The following is a 19016-nucleotide window of genomic DNA, read 5'->3' as shown; positions in this document are numbered from 1 at the left end:
GAACCCATGAACCCCGAGTGTGCCCCCACGACCAGCCATGCGATGGCGGAACCAGCTGCCGCGGCGCTCGCAGGAGTGCTGAAGTCGCTGGCTGATCCGCTCCGCCTGCGGATGCTGTCAGCAATCGCGACCGACGCGCGTGGCGAAGCCTGCGTATGCGATCTGGAGGCGCTCGCAGACGTATCTCAGCCGACCATCTCACACCATTTGCGGGTCATGCGTGAGGCGGGTGTGCTCCAGTCTGAACGGCGCGGCACCTGGGTCTATTACCGAATTACGCCGGCGCTGCATGGCGCTGTAACCGCACTCTTGGGGTCATTCTCGCCGTCCATTCTCACGCGCGCCGAGATCGCGGCGCCGCCGCTCACCGACGTGGACGATCGGCTCACAGATCTCGCGCAACGGCTGATGCTCGCCCACCCCACCCACTCCGGAGACCTGGTTGCGCACGTGGTTCGGGAATCCTACGCCAGCATGCTCGCCCATTCGGAAAACACCGAGGCAGCGCTGAATGCCGCAGCGGTATTTGCGGCACAACGCCTTGCCGATATCGCTCATGGAAGCGCACGAACTCGCACGCCGCGGGTTCCTCACGTGCTCTTCGTGTGCGTGGCCAATGCGGGCCGCTCACAACTGGCGGCAGCCTTGATCAACGAGCGTGCCGGGGGCGCGATCATCGCCCGATCTGCGGGGTCAGCCCCTGGCGCGGCAATTCACCCGCACGTGCGTGCGCTCCTCGACGAGATTTCCCCAGGTACCGTCGTTTTCCCCAAACCACTCACCGATGATGCCGTTCGTGCTGCTGATGTGGTGATCACGATGGGGTGCGGAGACGTCTGCCCGATCCTTCCCGGGGTGCACTACGAAGACTGGCCTGTCGGAGACCCCGCATTGGCGTCGGACGAAGGCACTGCCGCGATCCGCGATGACATTGCCGAGCGGGTTGACCACCTTATTGCTCGCCTCACCAACGGAGAACAACCATGACCGCGAAACCCACCGTTCTGTTTGTCTGCGTTCACAACGCGGGCCGCTCCCAAATGGCGGCGGGCTTTCTCCGCCACCTCGCCGGGGACGGCATTGCCGTGCGCTCTGCCGGTTCCATGCCCGCCGAGCACATCAATCCGACGGCGGTGGCCGCGATGGCCGAAGTCGGCATCGACATCACCGCCGAGCAGCCCAAGGTACTCACCACCGAATCCGTCCAGGAGTCTGACGTGGTCATCACGATGGGCTGCGGAGACGCCTGCCCATTCTTCCCAGGCAAACGCTACGAAGATTGGAAGCTCGATGACCCGGCTGGTCAGGGCATTGCGGCGGTGCGCATCATCCGTGATGACATCCTGGGCCGCGTCGAAGAGTTGATTCGGAGTCTCTCGCCGACGGCTTGACACCTTTCGCCGAGCCCCAAGACACTGCACAATGACAGGGTGAGCCCAACCGCACAGCCGTGGGTACTGCACGTCGATCTCGACCAGTTCATCGCGGCCGTTGAGATCTTGCGCCGCCCAGAACTCGCCGGGCGGCCGATCATCGTGGGCGGTCGCGGGGATCCCACCGAACGGGCCGTTGTCTCGACGGCAACGTACGAAGCCCGCACGCTGGGCGTCACCTCCGGTATGCCGCTGCGCATTGCCGCCCGCAAGATTCCAGACGCCGTGTTCCTGCCTGTCGATAAAGACCACTACCTTGCGGCTTCGAACGATGTCTTCGCCACGGTCCGCGCGCACCCCGGCGCGATCGTGCAGGTCGTCGGCTGGGACGAAGCCTTCGTCGGCATCACCACCGCAGACCCGGAAGAAGATGCTCGCGCGATCCAACAGGCGGTGCTGGAGAACACCCACCTGCACTGCAGCGTCGGCATCGGCGACACCCTGCTACGTGCCAAGAACGCCACCGACCTCGGAAAACCCCAGGGCATCTTCCGACTGACCGTCGAAAACTGGCTCGACGTGATGGGGGAGCGGCCCACAAAAGAGCTCTGGGGCATCGGCCCGAAAATCTCGAAGCGCCTGGGCGACCTCGGCATCACCACCGTGCGCGAGCTCGCTGCCGTTGACCCGGCCGCGCTCGCGGCGGAGTTCGGCCCGAAGATGGGGCCGTGGTACTCAGAACTCGGGCGCGGAGAAGGAACACGTGTCGTCGATGACACCCCGTGGGTGGCCCGCGGACACAGTCGAGAGACAACCTTCCAAACCGACATCCCGTCCGCCGACGCAACCGCGGCGTTCCGCGACCTCTTTGATCAGGTCTGGCCCGACATCCTCGCCGAAGGGCGTGACGTTATCGGCGTGACCCTCAAAGTGCGGTACGCGCCGTTCACGACAAAAACCTATCGACACAAGATCGCCCAGACGGGTGACCGCGATGAGGTCTGGCGCGAGATTGAGGCGCTCAGCACCCAGCGCGTTGAGCCGGACCGCACCATCCGACTGCTGGGCCTGCACCTCGAAATGGTCATGCCTGATGGCGCCCGCGACAGTCATACCCCGACACGGGGCGGGTGGTAGCGGTGCGCCTTCGGCAGGCCGCACCCCTCGCGCTTGCCGCGCTGGTTGTGGTCACCGGATGCGCCCCGCAGACCCCACATCCGTCAGCGCTCCCGCCCGCCAGCACCGTGGTTCCGTCAACGACAGCGTCAGCATCACCAACCCCAGCGTCAGAAGCAACACCCGATCCGATGGTTCCGCTCCACCCCGCGGGGGAGGTGACGACCGTGGCCACCGGCCTCGATGCCCCATGGGACATCGTGTTCGTCGATGACACGGCACTCGTGTCAGAGCGAGACGCCGGAACCATCACCGCCGTGTCGGCAGACGGAACCATGCGAGAGGTCGCGACGATCGAGGGCATCGTGCACGGCGGCGAAGGAGGAGTCCTCGGCCTCGCCGTCAATGAAGCGCACCTGTTTGTGTATTCCACCGGCCAGAACGGCAACCGCGTGCAGCGATTCGACATCACGGGCGAACCGGGAACGCTGGCGCTGGCCAACCCGATGACGATTATCGACGGCATACCATCGGCTCGAAATCACAACGGCGGGCGCATCGCACTCGGCCCCGACGGATACCTGTACATCGCGACCGGCGACGGCTCACAAACCAGCACTTCGCAAGACCTCGCGTCTCTCGGCGGCAAGATTCTGCGCGTCAGCACCGATGGCGCGATTCCCGCAGACAATCCGTTTGCACCGAGCCCGGTGTACAGTCTCGGGCACCGCAATGTGCAGGGGCTGGGGTGGGCGGCGGACGGCACCATGTATGCCAGCGAGTTTGGCCAAGACACGTGGGATGAGCTCAACATCATCACACCCGGCGGCAACTACGGGTGGCCCGAGCACGAGGGCGTCAGCGGTGCCGCCGGCTTCATCGACCCCGTGCAGGCGTGGACCACCGATGTGGCGAGTCCGAGTGGCGTGGCGGTGGTGGGCGGAACCATCTACATCGCGAATTTGCGGGGCCGGGTGTTGCGGGAGGTTCCGGTCAGCGACCCGAGCCAAGCGACCGAGCACTATGCGGGCGTCTACGGGCGCCTCCGCGATGTTCAAATCGCGCCGGATGGTTCGCTGTGGATTCTCACCAACAACACCGATGGTCGTGGCGATCCGCAGGAGGGCGACGACCGCATTGTGCGTGTCGCGCTCACCGCTGACGCATCGTCGTAAGGCGGGCGGTGTCGCCAAACACCTCCATACCTGCACACTCTCCGGTACCTGCAGCAATCGTGGTTCCGCCTTTTCCGACGTGCGAAAACTCGATGCGCGCATCGAGGGTTTCTTCCACGCGCCTGTGCATCGCGGAGCGCAGCGGCGCATGCAATAACCCACCGCGGGTGCGCTCGGCACGCAAGCTCAGGGTTCCGTCCGGGCCGTGCATGCGCCAGAGCACATGCGAGTCATCGATCGTGAGCTCGTCGTCGCGTGAGCCGTTCCACGTGGCCCACGTGCTGAGCCGGTCGGGGTACTTGAGCGCGACGATGGACCCACGGAAAGTGCGCCCCACTCCCGGAATGATCGCGCACGACGCGACGAGCGAGCCGGCGATCTCGGCACCGCTGTCGTCGGTGAGGTGGTTGCTGGCAAGCCATACGTAGCTTTCCGGAAAAGCGGTTCCCCAGTCTTTTTCGATGTATCCGCGCCCGCCGGTGAACTCCGTGAGCCGGTCTTCGATCACGAGAGTGCCTGCGAGTTCGTGGCCGAATGACACGATGCCGTGGAAGCACTCCATGAACGGGAGATACCCGTACCAGCCCATGATTCCGGGGCGTCGGAGCGTCACCGGGTACGGGTCGATCGGCGTCGAATACCAGAGTGATCCGCTGATCACCGGCAGGTCGAGCATCACGCCACTCTGGTCGAAGCGGTTGCCGCCGATGGTCACAGCGAGCCGGTTCTCGTCGGCCTCAAACTCGTCGGGTGCAAATGGGCAATACCACGAGCGCCCGGTGACGCCATCGAGCACCTGGATGAAGGCTTCGTCGACGGAACCAGCACTGCTGTCGCCGCGGAAAATGCCAGGAATCAGGGCCCACCGCTGCGAGAGGTCGGCGGAAACCAGCTTGATGTACCAGCCCTCGAAGTACGCTTTCGTGCGCCCACGCCCGTGGTAGCCCTCGGGATGGCGCACCCCACGGATGTACTGCATCGGCGACCGCATGCCCCCACGGTACGGGGGATGCGCGGGAAAGGATAGGGGAGCGGGTTGCCATGTCGGTGGGCCGGAGTATCGTCGCATCCGACGCAAAGGAGCATCATGTCTGCACGATTAGAAGCGATCAACATCACGTGCCGTGACCATGCGGCGAGCGGCGCCCGCTGGGCGGAGATTCTCGGGCTTGAACCTGAGGGCGATATCACGTCGGCAAACGATTTCATCACCTATCGCATCCCCGGAACCAAGGTTTACTTCGCCTTTCAGCCGCTAGACAACGGTGAGGTGGGCGACACATTTGTGCCGCGCATCCACCTGGACGCGGTGGCCTCAGGAAACACTCGTGAGCAAGAGTTGGAAAACCTCCTGGCGCGTGGCATGACGCTTGTCGTTGATGCGCGCACCGCCGATGGGGCTGGCTGGTTCACCGTCGAAGACGTCGATGGCACGCAGATCTGTGTGGGGCGTTCTGATGAAGAGCGCGCGGCGGCGAAGACGGCCCGCGAAGGTTCGGCGTGACCGCCGCCGAACGCGGTCGCATTCTGATCGACCTGTTCACGACGCTCGACGGCGTTATGCAGGCACCTGGCGGTGTCGATGAAGACCCCGAGGGCGGGTTTCGGTTCGGCGGCTGGCAGGTGCCACTTGACGATGACGTGATTGGCAAAGAAATCTGGGCAGGAATGCAGGGCCTCGATGCACTACTCCTCGGTCGCAAGACATACGACATTTGGGCCGCCTACTGGCCACACCACGGCGACAACCCGATCGGTGAACTCTTCAACCGGGTGCCCAAGTACGTTGTGACGCATGGCGAGTTGACGACGCCGTGGGCCGGAACCGCGGTGCTCGACGGTGAGCCGGCGGGCCTAGACGCGCTACGCGACCGACACCGCAACATTCACGTGATCGGTAGCGGCGAGGTGGTGCGCACGCTGCTCGCACACGACCTCTTTGATGAACTCAAGCTCTGGGTGTATCCGGTCGTGCTCGGCGAGGGCAAGCGCGTTTTCGGTGCGGGCACCCGGCCGAAGAATCTGCGCCTCGTCGCCGCTGCAACAACATCGCCGCGCGGCATCGTGACGCTGCGATACGCGCCCGGAGAAGGCGAGGTGCATGGCGGCACATTCGACGATTAGTCGGTCGCAGGCCCTCACGTCAACCCCGTTGGCGCCCGGGCGAATGAGCCATAGCGTGACACACAACATTCGTGAATGGAGAACGACATGACTGACGTGCGATCGCTGCCGGAGCTTGACCTCAACCGCTACCTTGGGCTGTGGTTTGAGATTGCCCGGCTCCCGCTCCGCTGGGAAGACGAAGGCGCGTCGTGCGTCACCGCGTCGTACTCAATGAACGATGACCGCACGATCACGGTCGATAACCGTTGCTTCGATGCCGACGGCAAGCCCGTGCAGTCGCTGGGGCGCGCGAAGCCGGTCGATGGCGAGCCAGCCCAACTGCGCGTCTCGTTTCTGCCCGAACTGTTGCGGTGGATTCCCTTCACCGAAGGCGACTACTGGGTACTGAAGATCGACGACAACTACCAGCATGCGCTGGTCGGCACTCCCGACCACAAATACCTGTGGCTACTCGCCCGCACCACAGTCATCGATAAGGCAAAGGAGAAGGAGTTTCTGGAGTACGCCAGCGAGTTGGGCTTCGATCTCGATGCGCTTATTCGCCCGCACCACGATGGGCGGCGGGTCAGTGAGGCCGACCTCGCGGCAGCCTGAGGTGCATTACAGGGTCAGCAGCACTTTGATCGCACGGCGCTCGTCCATGGCGCGGTAGCCTTCGGCCGCTTCTTCCAACGGCAACGTCATGTCAAACACCGCACCCGGGTTGATCTCGCGATCCCAGATCAACTGGATCAAATCAGGCAAGAACCGGCGTACAGGCGCTGGCCCACCGAGAAGATGAACGGTCTTGCCAAACAGTTCGGCACCGTCCAGCGAGACACCGTGCGAAACACCGACAAAGCCAACGTGGCCGCCAGAACGGCACGCACGAATCGCCTGCTGCATGGACTCCTGGGTTCCGACGGCTTCGACCACGCTGTGCGCGCCGTAGCCACCGGTGAGCTCCTTAATGCGGGCAACGCCCTCATCGCCGCGCTCAGTAACGATGTCGGTCGCACCGAATTCGCGGGCCAACGCCTGGCGGTCGGCGTGCCTGCTCATGGCGATGATGCGCTCAGCGCCGAGTTGCTTCGCGGCCAAAATGCCGAGCAACCCCACGGCGCCATCGCCCACAACGGCCACCGTCTTGCCGGGGCCTGCTTCCGCGGCAACCGCCGCAAACCATCCCGTTCCGAGCACGTCAGACGCAGCAAGCAACGACGGAATCAGATCTGCCTGAGGCTCACCCGGCATCTTCACGAGGGTGCCATCGGCGAGCGGAATCCTGGCGAACTCGGCCTGCGTGCCAATCGAGCCCATTCCGGTGGTGTGCACGCACCGTGACTGAAAACCGGCCTGGCAAATCTCACATGTGTTGTCGCTCGTCATGAACGAGCCCACGACGTAGTCGCCAACGGCGAGCGACGAAACGTCGTCACCAATTTCCGTCACGACACCGATGTATTCGTGACCCATCTTCTTGTGGTTGACGCGGTCGTGGCCGCGATAGGGCCAGAGGTCGGAACCACAAATGCAGGTGGCAGTGACACGAATGATGGCGTCTGTCGGCAACTCAAGCTGCGGGTCTGGGCGTTCCTCGACGCGTACATCTCCGGGGGCGTGCATGACTACTCCGCGCATGATTCTCCTTCACTCGAGCCAACGACCGTGCCACTCCAGAGCGGCGTAACTAGTTTGGCGCAACCGCGCACTGTGTGGGCCGTCATCGGAAAATTAAGCCAACAACCCGCGCACGTCGTCTGCCGTTAAGGCGCCGGCAAACAGGTCGCCACCATCGATCACCTCGGTGAACAGCGCGCGCTTGGATTCACCGAGCGCGACCACCTTCTCCTCGATCGTGTCACGAGCAACAAGGCGATAAACCATGACGGGTTTCGTCTGTCCGATGCGATGGGTGCGGTCGATTGCCTGCGCTTCGGTCGCGGGGTTCCACCACGGATCAAGCAAGAACACGGAGTCGGCTTCGGTCAGGGTGAGACCGACTCCGCCTGCGCGCAGGCTCACCAGAAACACCGGCGCATCGCCCTCTCGAAAACGCGAGATGACTTCGGGTCGGTTTGTCGTGGTTCCGTCGAGGTACTCATAGCGGATGCCACGGGCCTCCAGTCGTGCACGCACCAGCGCGAGATACGACGTGAACTGGCTGAACACGAGCGCGCGGTGCCCCTCGGACGCCAGATCCTCGATGCGATCCAGCAGCTCATCGAGCTTCGTTGTCGCGCCAGGCCTCGTGCCCTCGTCGCCGATCAACGTCGGATCCAACGCGAGCATGCGCAGCAGTGTCAGTGAACGGAACACAATAAAGCGGTTGCGGTCGAGATCTTCGACAAGCCCGAGAATCTTTTGCCGCTCACGTTGCAGGTGCAGGTTATAGAGCCGGCGGTGTTCGGGGCCCAGGTCGATCGTGACGACCTGCTCGGTGCGTGAGGGGAGTTCCAGCGCCACGTTCTGCTTCGTGCGGCGCAGCATGAGGGGGCGAATGCGGGAACGCAACTCACCAATGCGCTCAACCGAGTGCGCCTTGATATAGCGGTCGGTGAAACGCAGCCGCGAAGGGTAAAGTCCCGGTGCAACCACGCGCAAAATCGCCCAGAGATCAAGCAGGCTGTTTTCCATCGGCGTGCCCGTGAGAGCAAACGTCACATCCGCGTTCAGCGCGTACGCGCACTCATGCACTTGTGACGCCGGATTCTTGATGTACTGCGCCTCATCAAGCACGAGCGTGCGCCACCGCTGCCGTTCAAAGCGGTCAAACTCCAGTCGAAAGAGCGCGTATGAGGTGATCACAACATCGGTGTCAGCGGGAATGACATCTTTCGTCGAGCCAACCACCGCAACACTCAGCCCCGGCGCGAAGCGGCGAATCTCATCATTCCACCCGCCCACGACAGACGTCGGTGCCACCACAAGTGCAGGCCGCCCTGAGCCGCGCGTGTGCTCGAGCAACGCGATGGTCTGCAGCGTCTTACCGAGCCCCATGTCATCGGCCAGGATGCCGCCGAGGCGATGCGCGTCGAGGTGCGCCAGCCACCGGAATCCGTCGAGTTGATAGGGGCGCAGCTCGGCGATGATTCCTGGCGGCGCATCGATCGGCTCAGGCGTGCTGGTTAGCGCACGGGCGGCTGAGCGCCAGAGCACGGCTTCTGGACGCTGGTCAGACTCATCCTCGAACGGCTCAAACAGGTGCGCGTGGTACCGGCTGACAATCGCGCCGGTCTCCCACTCCTCAAGCTGCGCACCCTCGTGAATCAGCTCGCGCAGGCTGTCAAAGATCGGCTGGTTGAGCGATAGGTACGACTTATCGACCAGCAACAGCTTGGTCTGCCCGCGGCTGAGAGCGGCGAACACGCGCGCGAACGGCACGATGTACTCGCCCAGCATGATGACAAAGCCGAGGCTGAGCCAGTCATTGTCGTTCGTCGGCACGGCGGTGAGCCTCAGGGTCGGCGCTTCTGTCGCCGCGCGGTAGTCAGGTTTGTCGCCGATGCTGTGAATGCGGATGCCACTCGCCGCAAGAACGGGCAGCTCTTCTGCCACGAACGCCGCGGCCTCCGCACCCGTCAACTTTTCCGGAACATCGACGGGGCCCACAGCGAGCGGCTGGTGGGTCGAGCCCACCCACGACTCCCAGCGCATGAGAACCGTATCGCCCGAGCGGTACTCCACGACGAGCACCGTCTCTTCGCGCACTTCTGGCAGCTCAATCCCACGCCCCGCCACGGCGATCTGCGTCGTAAGCGCGGGGTAGACCTGCTCCCAGAACTCCTCGACATCGGCACCTGGCACCCGGATGGTTCCGGCGTCGTCACTCACCAAATCAAGCCCGGGGCCCGGTACCGGCGCAAGCATGACCCGCAGGTCGGGGTCGAACGCACATACATAAATGCCGTGATCGGCCACAACACCCGTCGGTGTGACGCCCACGTCATCGATCGTGACGGTCGGTGCTATCCGCAACCCCGAGGTTCCGTCCGGCGCCACTTCTGCCACGATCCGGGCAGCCGGCGCAAGGTCAACCCGAGTCGCCTTCTTACCTGTCAATAGTGTGATGCCCGCGGCAGCGGCCGAATCGAGATGCGGCCACAGCAACGCGCTGGCGAAATCGTCGAGGTAAAGCCAATCGCTCTCCGAGGCGCGGTAACCGGAACCGCTGGCTCGGTGCAGGGCCGCAAACTGCGTGAACCACGAGACCTGAGCCTCATCGAGGCCCAGCCGCTCGATCTTGTATGTGAGGGTGCCCCACGTGATGTCGCTTGTGACCCAGTTTCCGCTTTTACTGCGCAGGGCCGGCCGCACCCCGAGACGCTGAGTGCCGCGTTTACGTACCGAGGTTGCTGGCGTCGCTTGGGGGGATGTCCACTGGCTACCTGCGCGCGTGAGGGTGCGCAACTGAAACAACAGCCCCAAGTCGGTGTGGCCATCGCGCGCCGGCGCTACGGCAACACCGAGGCGGTCTCGCCAGGAGGGGGTTGCATTCGCCGTCACCCGTTGATTCTCTCAGGCACCGGGGACAGCGACGGCCGGTGCGCAGGAATTCATCGCGCACCAGCCGTCAAGAATGGTTGCTTAGTACCAGTCGGTCGCTTGCGAGTGACCCCATGCGCCGCAGGGTGAGCCATAGACGGCATCGATGTACTGCAGGCCCCAAATGATCTGAGTCGTGGCATTGGTTGCCCAGTCATCGGCAACCGTGGCCATCTTGTCGCCAGGCAGTGATTGCGGAATGCCGTAGGCGCCAGAATCCGGATTCTCGGCGAGGGCGTTCCAGCCGGACTCCTTGTTCCACAGTGATTCCAGGCAGGAGAACTGGTCGCTTCCCCAGCCGTAGTCGTTGAGCGCGATTGAAGCGGCTGTCGCGCGGGCGCCGTCTGGCGTGTTCGCGGCTGCCGCGGCGGCGGCCGCTTCTTCTGCTGCGGCTGCTTCTGCGGCAGCGGTGGCGGCAGCGGCCTGCTCGGCTGCGATGCGTTCCTGGGTGGCGACCACGTCAGCGCGGAGGGCGGCGGTGGCAGCGATCACCCGCTCGGTCTCGGTCGTGATCTGCTCGGTCTTGATGGTGAGGGCCTGTGCTGGCACACCCGTCAGGGTGAGCGCGTTCGCAATATCGGCGCGGAGCTCTTGTGAGTTCACGGTGAGGGTGGCAACGGAAATTTTGGCCGCATCGAATTCAGCGTTGGCCATTCCGGCATCAGCGATCGCCGCCTCGGCGGTATTGATGGCGACGTGAAGGTCAGCGAGCTTTTCGGCGGGCAACATTTGCTTTGTCGCGGACGGCACGATGGCCGCAGCAACGGCAGGCGCTGATGCGCCAAGCACGCCAATGGCAACCAGAGCGCCAACCAGAGCGAAGCTGGCGGTGCGCTTTGACGGAGCGTGACGGTGGGAATGAGGGGTGGGAGAGAAGAAAGGCATGACAAGAAATTCTGTGTCGGAACCACCGACTCTCGGTGGCAGAGCGCGTCGCTGTGCCCATGCGGAGAAGCGTCTGGCTTTCGGGTGCCCAGGCTTGTGGCGGCGCGATGTGTCATTCGGGGTGACACCTGAGCAACCTTGAGTGTCGGATCTGGGCAAAACTGATGAAAACCCTGGACAACGCATGAGTGCGAGGGCTTATCGGCAGTGCACGGAGCTCACAGTGCATCCCGATTTCAACCCCACAAGCAATTCGTTATGGTTCCGTTATTTCGGCGTAATCGCGGACAGAATCCGCATGCCGGACGTTGATTTAGGCACACCGAAAAGGTAGTGTTTTCGGCATGCCTAAAAATGTTCAGGGTCGAATGTGCCGATGGGGTGCTCTGATCGCACTCGGCGCGCTCGCGGGGGCTGTCACGGCGTGTGCAGCGCCCGGTGATGAGACAGGCGATCGCCCCGTTGTCATTGCCACGTTCAGTGTTTTGGCTGACATTGCCAGCGAAATCGGCGGCGAACACATCGACGTTCGTTCAATTACCAAGGTTGGTGCCGAGATCCACGGCTATGAGCCCACGCCGGGAGACATCAGGCAGGGCGCAGACGCCGACCTCATTATTGAGAACGGATGGGGGCTCGAGGCCTGGTTCGATCAGTTCGTCACCGACCTCGATGCGCCGGTGGTCACCCTCACCGACGGACTCACCCCGATCGACATCACGAGCGATGCCTATGCGGGCAAACCCAATCCGCACGCCTGGATGAGTCCGTCCAACGTGCAGCACTTCGCTGCCGTGCTTGCTGACGAGTTCGCACAGCTCGACCCCGAGCATGCGGCCGATTTCGAACGCAACGCCGCCGCCTACTCCGCCGAACTTGAGCAGGTGCATACCGAGCTCATTGACGCGCTCGCCACGATCCCCGCCGCACAACGCACGCTCGTGACATGTGAGGGGGCGTTTAGCTATTTGACCCGTGACGCCGGCCTCGCCGAGATCTACATTTGGCCAGTCAACGCGGAACAGCAGGTGACACCGCAACGTCTCGCTGCCGTGATCGAGGCGGTCGAAACGCATGACATCCCCGCCGTCTTTTGCGAGTCGACGGTGTCAGAACGTCCCATGCTGCAGGTGGTGTCAGCGACCGATGCGCGCTTCGGTGGCACGCTCTACGTCGACTCCCTTTCGCTTGATGATGGCCCGGTGCCGACCTACCTCGATCTGATCCGACATGACGTTGCCGTCATTGTAGACGCGCTCGCGGGAGGCCTGCGATGACCCTCGCCATTGACGTCACAAACGTGTCAGTGCATTACGGCGACACCATCGCGCTCGATGGTGTCGACCTGCAGGTGGAGCACGGAACCGTCACCGGCCTGATCGGCATGAATGGTTCCGGAAAATCCACGCTCTTTCGCACGATTATGGGCGTTACCAACCCGGCCACCGGTTCCGTACGCATCGATGGGGAAACTCCACAGGCGGCGCGTGCGTCGGGAGCTGTTGCCTACGTTCCGCAGGCGGAAGAGGTGGACTGGTCGTTTCCGGTCAGCGTCCACGACGTGGTGATGATGGGCCGCTACGGCAGGCAGGGCATTCTGCGTCGCGCGTCGCGCGCCGACCGCGCCGCTGTCGATGTCGCGATTGACCGCGTCGGGCTCACTGATTTGGCCCGTCGCCAAATTGGGCGGCTGTCTGGTGGGCAGAAAAAGCGTGCGTTTGTCGCTCGGGCGATCGCGCAGGATGCTCGCGTTCTTCTGCTCGACGAGCCGTTCGCCGGCGTCGATAAGCCCTCTGAAGCCATGATCACCCGCGTGCTGATTGAGCTTGCGGGGGAGGGGCGCGGCGTCATCGTGTCTACACACGACCTTGCGGGGCTCCCCGATCTCGCCCAAGACGTGGTGCTGTTGCGCAACCGCGTGCTGTTTCACGGAGATGTTGCCGAGGGGCTGGAACCACGGATTCTGGCGCGCGCCTTTGGTTGGGAGGAAAGCGCATGAGTTGGCTTGGCTTCTTGCTCGAACCGTTTCAGTTCGAGTTCATGTTGCGTGCGTATGGCGCAACGGTGCTCGCCGCCGTCGTGTGTGCGCTGCTGTCGTGCTGGCTGGTGCTGATCGGCTGGTCGCTTATGGGCGACGCGGTGTCACATGCGGTGCTTCCCGGCGTGGTGCTTGCCTACTTTTTTGGGGCACCATTCGCGATTGGCGCACTGGTATTCGGTCTGCTGGCCGTCGCGCTCATCGGCGTGATTCGTGACACGAGTCGTATTAAGGAGGACGCCGCGATCGGCATCGTCTTCACGACGCTCTTCGCGCTCGGGCTCGTGCTGGTGTCGATTATCCCGAGCCAGACCGACCTCGGCCACATCATCTTTGGCAACATTCTGGGTGTTTCCGACGCCGACCTGCTGCAGATCGGCATCCTGGCCGTCGTCGCTATCGCGGTCTTGCTGGTTAAGCGGCGCGACCTCACGCTGTTCGCATTCGACCCGGCACACGCGTTTGCGATTGGGTTGCGACCCCGCGTACTCGGGGCGCTGTTGCTCGGTGTGCTCGCGCTGACGAGTGTTGTTGCGCTCCAGGTGATCGGTGTCGTGCTCGTGGTGGCGATGCTGATCATTCCTGGCGCGACCGCCTACCTCCTGACCGATCGATTCGGCCGCATGCTGTGGATCGCGCCGCTGCTCGGCGCGATCGCCGCGGTGGTTGGTATCACCCTCAGTTACTACCTCGACGCGGCTTCCGGCGCCCTGGTTGTGCTCACCCAGGGCACCATTTTTGCCATCGTCTACCTCTTCAGCCCCACGCAGGGCGTGGTTCCGCGGCTCATCACCCGCCAACGCCACGCCGCCCGCGCCGCGCGCTAGCGCCGTGCGCGTCGGAGGTCGGCGCGGGTACCGGGCGCAGGTTCCGCGCCGTCAACAGCCGGGTCATCCGGCTGCTCGGCACGCGCCAGCTTTGACGGCCACCAGATAGCGGGGCCAATGTCGTATGTGAGCGCCGGAACCAAAAGGGTGCGCACCACGAAGGTGTCAAGTAGCACGCCGAACGCGACGATAAACGCGAGCTGCACGAGGAACAGAATCGGAATCACCGACAGTGCCGCGAATGTTGCCGCCAGCACAAGACCAGCCGACGTGATTACGCCGCCGGTGATCGCAAGGCCGCGCAGCACGCCGTGTCTGGTGCCGTGTTTGACGGATTCTTCGCGCACACGCGTCATCAGGAAGATGTTGTAATCGATGCCGAGCGCGACCAAGAACACGAAGCCAAACAGCGGAACCGCCGCATCGGCACCGGGGAAGTCAAAGATGCCGTTGAAGACCAGCGCAGAAACACCCATCGCAGTGCCAAACGACAACACCGTCGTGAGGATCAGCAACACCGGTGCGACCACCGCGCGCAACAACACCATCAGGATCAACAGAATCACGACGAGGATCAACGGGATGATCAGGTTGCGGTCGTGGATCGACGCGTCATCCGTGTCGATCCTTGTCGCTGTCACGCCGCCGACAAGGGCGTCTGTACCGTCGAGCTGGGTGCGGAGATCGCGCACGGTTGCGGCCGCGGCTGTCGAGTCGGCGGCATCGGTCAGTGTCGCCTGCAGGAGGACGTGACCGTCAACAACGGTCGGCGCCGGCGGTTCGGTGCCGGGAGGGCCCTGCGCGACGATGCCATCAGCGGTGACGGTGGCGGAACCCGTGACCGAGTCCTTCGCCGAGATCGAAACACTCGAGACGCCGTCGTGGGTTAGCAGAATATCGGCGACCTGCTGCTGTTTCGCCTCGGGAGTGAGAACGTAGGTGGGGCTGCCGGAACCACCGGGGAAGTGCTCGCCGAGGGCGGCTTGGCCGTCGCGCGCCTCAGAAGCGCCGAGCACGAGCTCAGACTGCGCAACACCGTCAGCCTTGAGCTGTGTGATGCCGACAGCTCCCATGAGGAGGACAAGCGTCGTGGCGACCCAGATCGCGCGTGGACGCTTGCGCACCAGGCGGGCAAGGCCCGCCCACAGGCCCTTCTGCGGCATGCCGTGCTCCGCCTCAACCACATCAGGCTCGAAGCGTGGGCGGCGCGGCCAGAACACCGCGCGACCGAACGTGAAGAGCAGCGAAGGCAGGAGGGTGAGCGCCGCGAGCATCGCAAACACAATGCCGAGGGCGGCGACGGGGCCCAGCGTGCTGTTGGATTTCAGATCGCTCAGCAGCAGGCACAGCAGACCGGCGATCACCGTGCCACCAGACGCGAGAATCGGTTCCACTGATCCCTTCCAGGCGCGCAGCGTCGCCTGCCATTTGTCTTCTGTGGTGCGCAGTTCTTCGCGGAAGCGCGAGACGAACAGGAGCGAGTAGTCGGTTGCTGCGCCGATCACGAGGATAAACAGGATGCCCTGGGTTTGGCCGCTGAGCAGGAGCACGCCCCATTTCGCGAGCCACCACACCGTGAGAAGTGCGACACAGAGGGCGAAAAGGCTCGTGGAGAGCACGACGACCGGCAACAGGAGTGAGCGGTAGACAAGGATCAGAATCACGAAAACAGCGAGGAGCGCGACGCCGAGCAGGAGCCCATCAATGCCGGCGAATCCCGCGACGAGGTCGGCGGTGAATCCGGCTGGACCGGTGATAGCAACGGCCACGCCGTCGGCAACGTCGGTCTTGAGTTGTGCGCTGAGCGCGGTGACGGCGTCGCCGATGTCGCTGTCTGCGTCGATCGGGATGAACGCCTGGGCGGCCTTGCCGTCTTCTGAGGGGATTGCGGGGGAGAGGTTGGCGTTCACGCCCTCCACGGTTGGCGCCTTATCAAGTGCTGCGGTGATGCTGTCGAGCTGAGCGTCGGTGAGGGTGCTGTCGCTTGTGAAGATCGCGATGGCGGGAATAGCGTTCTCGCCGCTGAAGTCGGCAAGCACTTTCTGTACGGCGGTGGCATCGGCCGAATCGGGGAGGTAGGCGGTGGAGTCATTCGAGGAAACCTCATCGACCTTGCCGAACAGCGGCCCACCGAGACCAGCGCCGGTGAACCACGCGAGGATCAACAATGCAGGGATGAGGATGCGCAACCATCGCTTTGGCTTGGACATGTTCTCTCGATTCTTTCCTGAGTTGCGCGATTGTCTCGCCTAACAGATTGCTAGCCTAGCAAGAAATAATATTCGCGAGTGAACGGATAAGCTAGACCCATGGAAGTGGAAGAAGGGGTATCGGGAGCGAGCATTTATCGCCTCGATGCGAGCGACCCTGACGGTCGACTCGTTGACCGCTCCGCCATGTCTGCCGAAGACATCACGCAGGTCAGTGAAGTGATGCAGGCGCTCGGCGCGCTGCGCTCGGCTGAGCAGCGGATTTCCGAAGCGTCGCGCCGGTACATGAAGCTCAACGACACCGACATGCGAGCACTGCACTTTCTCGCGGCATGCCTGCACACCGATACGGTCGCTACCCCTGGTTCCATCTCCGCGCACTTGGGGATCTCAACAGCGTCGACAACCAAGCTTCTTGACCGCCTCGAAGCCGGTGGACACGTCACGCGCTCCGCGCACCCCACCGATCGCCGTGCCCTCGCGATCAGTATCACGCCCGAAACCCACGAGGCCGCGATGCAGTCAGTCGGCCGCCAGCACGCGAAGCGCGTGCCCTCCGTGATGCGCCTCACTCCTGCCGAGCGCCAGGTCGTGATCGACTTCCTTCGCGGCATGGCCGCCGACCTCGACGCGCCTGAAGCGTAAGCAGTCGCACTAAACGACAATCGGCCCCGGTATTCAAAGCCGGGGCCGTTCGTAAAATACTTCCGCTTAGCGGTAGTTGACGTATTGCAGGTCGACGTCGAGGTCGGCTGCCTTGAGCAGGCGCTGCACCTCCTGCAGGTCGTCGCGGCTCTTCGAGCTCACACGCAGTTCGTCGCCCTGGATCTGGCTCTTGACGCCCTTGGGGCCCTCATCGCGAATGATCTTGCCGATCTTCTTGGCGTTCTCCTGAGAGATGCCTTCCTTCAGGGTCGACGTGATGCGCACCTCCTTGCCGGAAGCGAGGGGTTCACCCGAGTCGAGGCTCTTCAGCGAGATGCCGCGCTTGATGAGCTTGGTCTGGAAAACGTCGAGGATGGCGTTTGCGCGCTCTTCGGAGTTTGCCTTAATGATGATCGAGTCGCCGCTCCAGTCGATCGCGGCATCGGTGCCCTTGAAGTCGTAGCGCTGCTCGACTTCCTTCTTCGCCTGGTTCAGAGCGTTGTCTGCCTCTTGGCGGTCGATCTTGGAGACGATGTCAAATGAGGAGTCAGCCATACCCACATGTTATCGGGGTGGGAGAAGAATGCACCTGAGGCCGTCGCGCTTGTAAGCGTTTCCACAATCACAATCTGGAAACAGCCTGATTATTTAGCGCTCTTTCCTGTTGCGCATCCGGGCGAAGGGTGTGCATACTGTAAGCGCTTGCAATCACACATCGCCAGGGCAACGTCGGCCGGCACTAGCCTCTGACACCCCGGGCCCACCAACGTAGAGAGGCAACACCAATGATGGTGAATAAGAAGGGCGCCCTTGCATTCGGCGCACTGCTCGCAACGAGCGCATTGCTGGCTGGCTGCTCCGGTTCCGCGAACCCCGCCGACACCGCGAAGCCGGGAGAGACCACGGAAGCAGGCTCCTCGAGCGAAAACACGCTCGTTGTGTGGGTTGACGCTGAGCGCGTCGACGCGCTGCAGGGTGCCGCTGACGCATACGAAGAGAAGACCGGCATCAAGGTCGACCTCGTTGGTCGTGACAACAACACGATCAAGGATGACTTCATCCAGCAGGTTCCGACCGGTAAGGGTCCGGACATCACCATGGGTGCGCACGACTGGGCTGGCGAGCTCGCCACCAACGGTGTCGTGGCTCCCCTCGAGCTCGGTGACTCGGCAGCTGACTACCTCGATGTCGCACTGAAGGCAGCAACCTACGACGGAACCGTCTACCTGCTTCCGTACGCCGTGGAGAACATTGCTCTGCTGCGTAACGCTGACATCGCTCCGAACGCCGCAACCTCGTTCGACGACATGATCGCAACGGGAACGGCCGCTGGCCTGACCCAGCCGTTCGTCGTCGAGCAGGGCGCAGAGGGTAACCCCTACCACCTGTACCCGTTCCAGACGGCATTCGGCGCTCCGGTCTTCGGCCTGGACGCTGAGGGCGGTTACGACCCGACCAAGCTCGAGCTCGGCTCGGCTGGCGGCACCGAGTTCGCTAACTGGCTGTCGGCACAGGGCAAGAACGGTACCGGCGCGCTGAACACCGACATCGACGGTGCCATCGCGAAGGAAAACTTCCTCTCGGGCAAGTCGGCGTACTGGCTGACCGGCCCGTGGAACGTGGGCGCAGCTGTTGATGCTGGCATCAACGTTGCCGTCGACGCGATCCCCAGCCCGACCGCGAACCCGGCTCAGCCGTTTGCTGGCGTCAAGGGCTTCTTCGTCTCGAGCGAGTCGAAGAACAAGGTTGCCGCTAACGACTTCCTGGTGAACTACATCGGTACCGCTGACGTTCAGCTCGAGCTGTTCAAGGCAGGCAACGTTCTTCCTGCACTGACCGCAGCAGCAGAAGAAGCATCGGCTGACCCGATCGTCGCTGGCTTCGCAGCCGCTGGTGCTGACGCTGTTCCGATGCCCGCTGTTCCCGCTATGGGCGCCGTGTGGCAGTACTGGGGTATCGCTCAGGCTGAAATCATCAACGGTGGCGACCCCGCAACGGTATGGGCAAAGCTCGTATCGGATGTTGCAGCAGCCATCAAGTAATTAACCTGTGGGTGCGGCGCTCGCGTCGCACCCACACTTTTCTTTCGCACGGGG

18 protein-coding genes are annotated in these 19016 nt (G+C 63.3%); 12 read left to right on the top strand and 6 right to left on the bottom strand.

The annotated features are described in order from the left end of the window. Positions 1-6 precede the first annotated feature (6 nt). Genes KTJ77_RS10370 through KTJ77_RS10355 form a run of 4 tightly spaced genes read left to right on the top strand, consistent with a single transcriptional unit; the run spans position 7 to position 3664 of the window. Entirely contained in the window at positions 7-987 is a 981-nt protein-coding gene (locus tag KTJ77_RS10370) for a metalloregulator ArsR/SmtB family transcription factor (RefSeq protein WP_217338478.1), read from the top strand. Beyond that, positions 984-1391, top strand: coding sequence for an arsenate reductase ArsC (locus KTJ77_RS10365; RefSeq protein ID WP_217338477.1), 408 nt, complete (start codon positions 984-986; stop codon positions 1389-1391). Before KTJ77_RS10370 ends, KTJ77_RS10365 begins: the two co-directional genes overlap by 4 nt. A 39-nt stretch (positions 1392-1430) precedes the next feature. After that, positions 1431-2510: a DNA polymerase IV gene (locus KTJ77_RS10360; protein ID WP_217338476.1), complete on the top strand. Its 1080-nt coding sequence runs from the start codon at positions 1431-1433 to the stop codon at positions 2508-2510. 2 nt (positions 2511-2512) lie between these two features. After that, a complete protein-coding gene (locus KTJ77_RS10355; protein WP_367948905.1) occupies positions 2513-3664 on the top strand; it encodes a sorbosone dehydrogenase family protein in 1152 nt (383 codons plus the stop codon). Here KTJ77_RS10355 and KTJ77_RS10350 read toward each other — a convergent pair. Continuing rightward, positions 3642-4655: a tocopherol cyclase family protein gene (locus KTJ77_RS10350; protein ID WP_254367758.1), complete on the bottom strand. Its 1014-nt coding sequence runs from the start codon at positions 4653-4655 to the stop codon at positions 3642-3644. The two genes, KTJ77_RS10355 and KTJ77_RS10350, sit on opposite strands and share 23 nt — an antisense overlap. Positions 4656-4751: 96 nt before the next feature. Here KTJ77_RS10350 and KTJ77_RS10345 point away from each other — a divergent pair, with 96 nt between their 5' ends. The 3 genes from KTJ77_RS10345 (at position 4752) to KTJ77_RS10335 (ending at position 6385) form a co-directional block, all read left to right on the top strand. Beyond that, entirely contained in the window at positions 4752-5168 is a 417-nt protein-coding gene (locus KTJ77_RS10345; RefSeq protein ID WP_217338474.1) for a VOC family protein, read from the top strand. Beyond that, positions 5165-5788 carry a dihydrofolate reductase family protein gene (locus tag KTJ77_RS10340; RefSeq protein WP_367948904.1) on the top strand — a complete coding sequence of 208 codons (624 nt, stop codon included), beginning with the start codon at positions 5165-5167 and terminating at the stop codon, positions 5786-5788. The genes KTJ77_RS10345 and KTJ77_RS10340 overlap by 4 nt, the downstream gene beginning before the upstream one ends. 87 nt (positions 5789-5875) lie before the next feature. Beyond that, positions 5876-6385: a lipocalin family protein gene (locus tag KTJ77_RS10335; protein WP_254367757.1), complete on the top strand. Its 510-nt coding sequence runs from the start codon at positions 5876-5878 to the stop codon at positions 6383-6385. A 6-nt stretch (positions 6386-6391) separates the two neighbouring features. Here KTJ77_RS10335 and KTJ77_RS10330 read toward each other — a convergent pair whose 3' ends face one another. From KTJ77_RS10330 to KTJ77_RS10320, 3 genes are all read right to left on the bottom strand, one after another. Continuing rightward, a complete protein-coding gene (locus tag KTJ77_RS10330) occupies positions 6392-7411 on the bottom strand; it encodes a zinc-dependent alcohol dehydrogenase family protein (protein WP_217338472.1) in 1020 nt (339 codons plus the stop codon). 93 nt (positions 7412-7504) lie between these two features. Beyond that, on the bottom strand, positions 7505-10276 hold the full coding sequence (locus KTJ77_RS13720; RefSeq protein WP_217338471.1) for a DEAD/DEAH box helicase: 2772 nt from the start codon (positions 10274-10276) through the stop codon (positions 7505-7507). Between the two features lie 81 nt (positions 10277-10357). Then, positions 10358-11200 (bottom strand): phospholipase, encoded by an 843-nt coding sequence (locus tag KTJ77_RS10320; protein WP_254367756.1) that lies wholly within the window; start codon positions 11198-11200, stop codon positions 10358-10360. A 344-nt stretch (positions 11201-11544) separates the two neighbouring features. On the opposite strand from KTJ77_RS10320, the gene KTJ77_RS10315 reads away from it, so the two are divergent. Genes KTJ77_RS10315 through KTJ77_RS10305 form a run of 3 tightly spaced genes read left to right on the top strand, consistent with a single transcriptional unit; the run spans position 11545 to position 14065 of the window. Further along, positions 11545-12477 carry a metal ABC transporter substrate-binding protein gene (locus KTJ77_RS10315; protein ID WP_217338470.1) on the top strand — a complete coding sequence of 311 codons (933 nt, stop codon included), beginning with the start codon at positions 11545-11547 and terminating at the stop codon, positions 12475-12477. Further along, on the top strand, positions 12474-13199 hold the full coding sequence (locus KTJ77_RS10310) for a metal ABC transporter ATP-binding protein (protein ID WP_217338469.1): 726 nt from the start codon (positions 12474-12476) through the stop codon (positions 13197-13199). The genes KTJ77_RS10315 and KTJ77_RS10310 overlap by 4 nt, the downstream gene beginning before the upstream one ends. Further along, on the top strand, positions 13196-14065 hold the full coding sequence (locus KTJ77_RS10305) for a metal ABC transporter permease (protein WP_217338468.1): 870 nt from the start codon (positions 13196-13198) through the stop codon (positions 14063-14065). The genes KTJ77_RS10310 and KTJ77_RS10305 overlap by 4 nt, the downstream gene beginning before the upstream one ends. Here KTJ77_RS10305 and KTJ77_RS10300 read toward each other — a convergent pair. Next, positions 14062-16275 carry an efflux RND transporter permease subunit gene (locus KTJ77_RS10300; protein ID WP_217338467.1) on the bottom strand — a complete coding sequence of 738 codons (2214 nt, stop codon included), beginning with the start codon at positions 16273-16275 and terminating at the stop codon, positions 14062-14064. The genes KTJ77_RS10305 and KTJ77_RS10300 overlap by 4 nt on opposite strands. A 99-nt stretch (positions 16276-16374) precedes the next feature. Here KTJ77_RS10300 and KTJ77_RS10295 point away from each other — a divergent pair, with 99 nt between their 5' ends. Next, positions 16375-16920 carry a MarR family winged helix-turn-helix transcriptional regulator gene (locus KTJ77_RS10295; protein WP_217338466.1) on the top strand — a complete coding sequence of 182 codons (546 nt, stop codon included), beginning with the start codon at positions 16375-16377 and terminating at the stop codon, positions 16918-16920. Positions 16921-16986: 66 nt separating this feature from the next. Here KTJ77_RS10295 and KTJ77_RS10290 read toward each other — a convergent pair whose 3' ends face one another. Then, complete coding sequence (locus tag KTJ77_RS10290) at positions 16987-17475, bottom strand: YajQ family cyclic di-GMP-binding protein (RefSeq protein WP_217338465.1); 489 nt, start codon at positions 17473-17475, stop codon at positions 16987-16989. Positions 17476-17705: 230 nt separating this feature from the next. On the opposite strand from KTJ77_RS10290, the gene KTJ77_RS10285 reads away from it, so the two are divergent. Continuing rightward, positions 17706-18962 (top strand): extracellular solute-binding protein, encoded by a 1257-nt coding sequence (locus KTJ77_RS10285; protein ID WP_217338464.1) that lies wholly within the window; start codon positions 17706-17708, stop codon positions 18960-18962. The last annotated feature ends 54 nt before the right edge of the window (positions 18963-19016 follow it).

Source organism: Microbacterium sp. NC79 (assembly GCF_019061125.1).
In the GTDB taxonomy this organism is placed as follows: domain Bacteria; phylum Actinomycetota; class Actinomycetes; order Actinomycetales; family Microbacteriaceae; genus Microbacterium.
The sequence above is the reverse complement of the archived record's forward strand: the minus strand, read 5'-3'. Positions and strand labels throughout refer to the sequence as shown.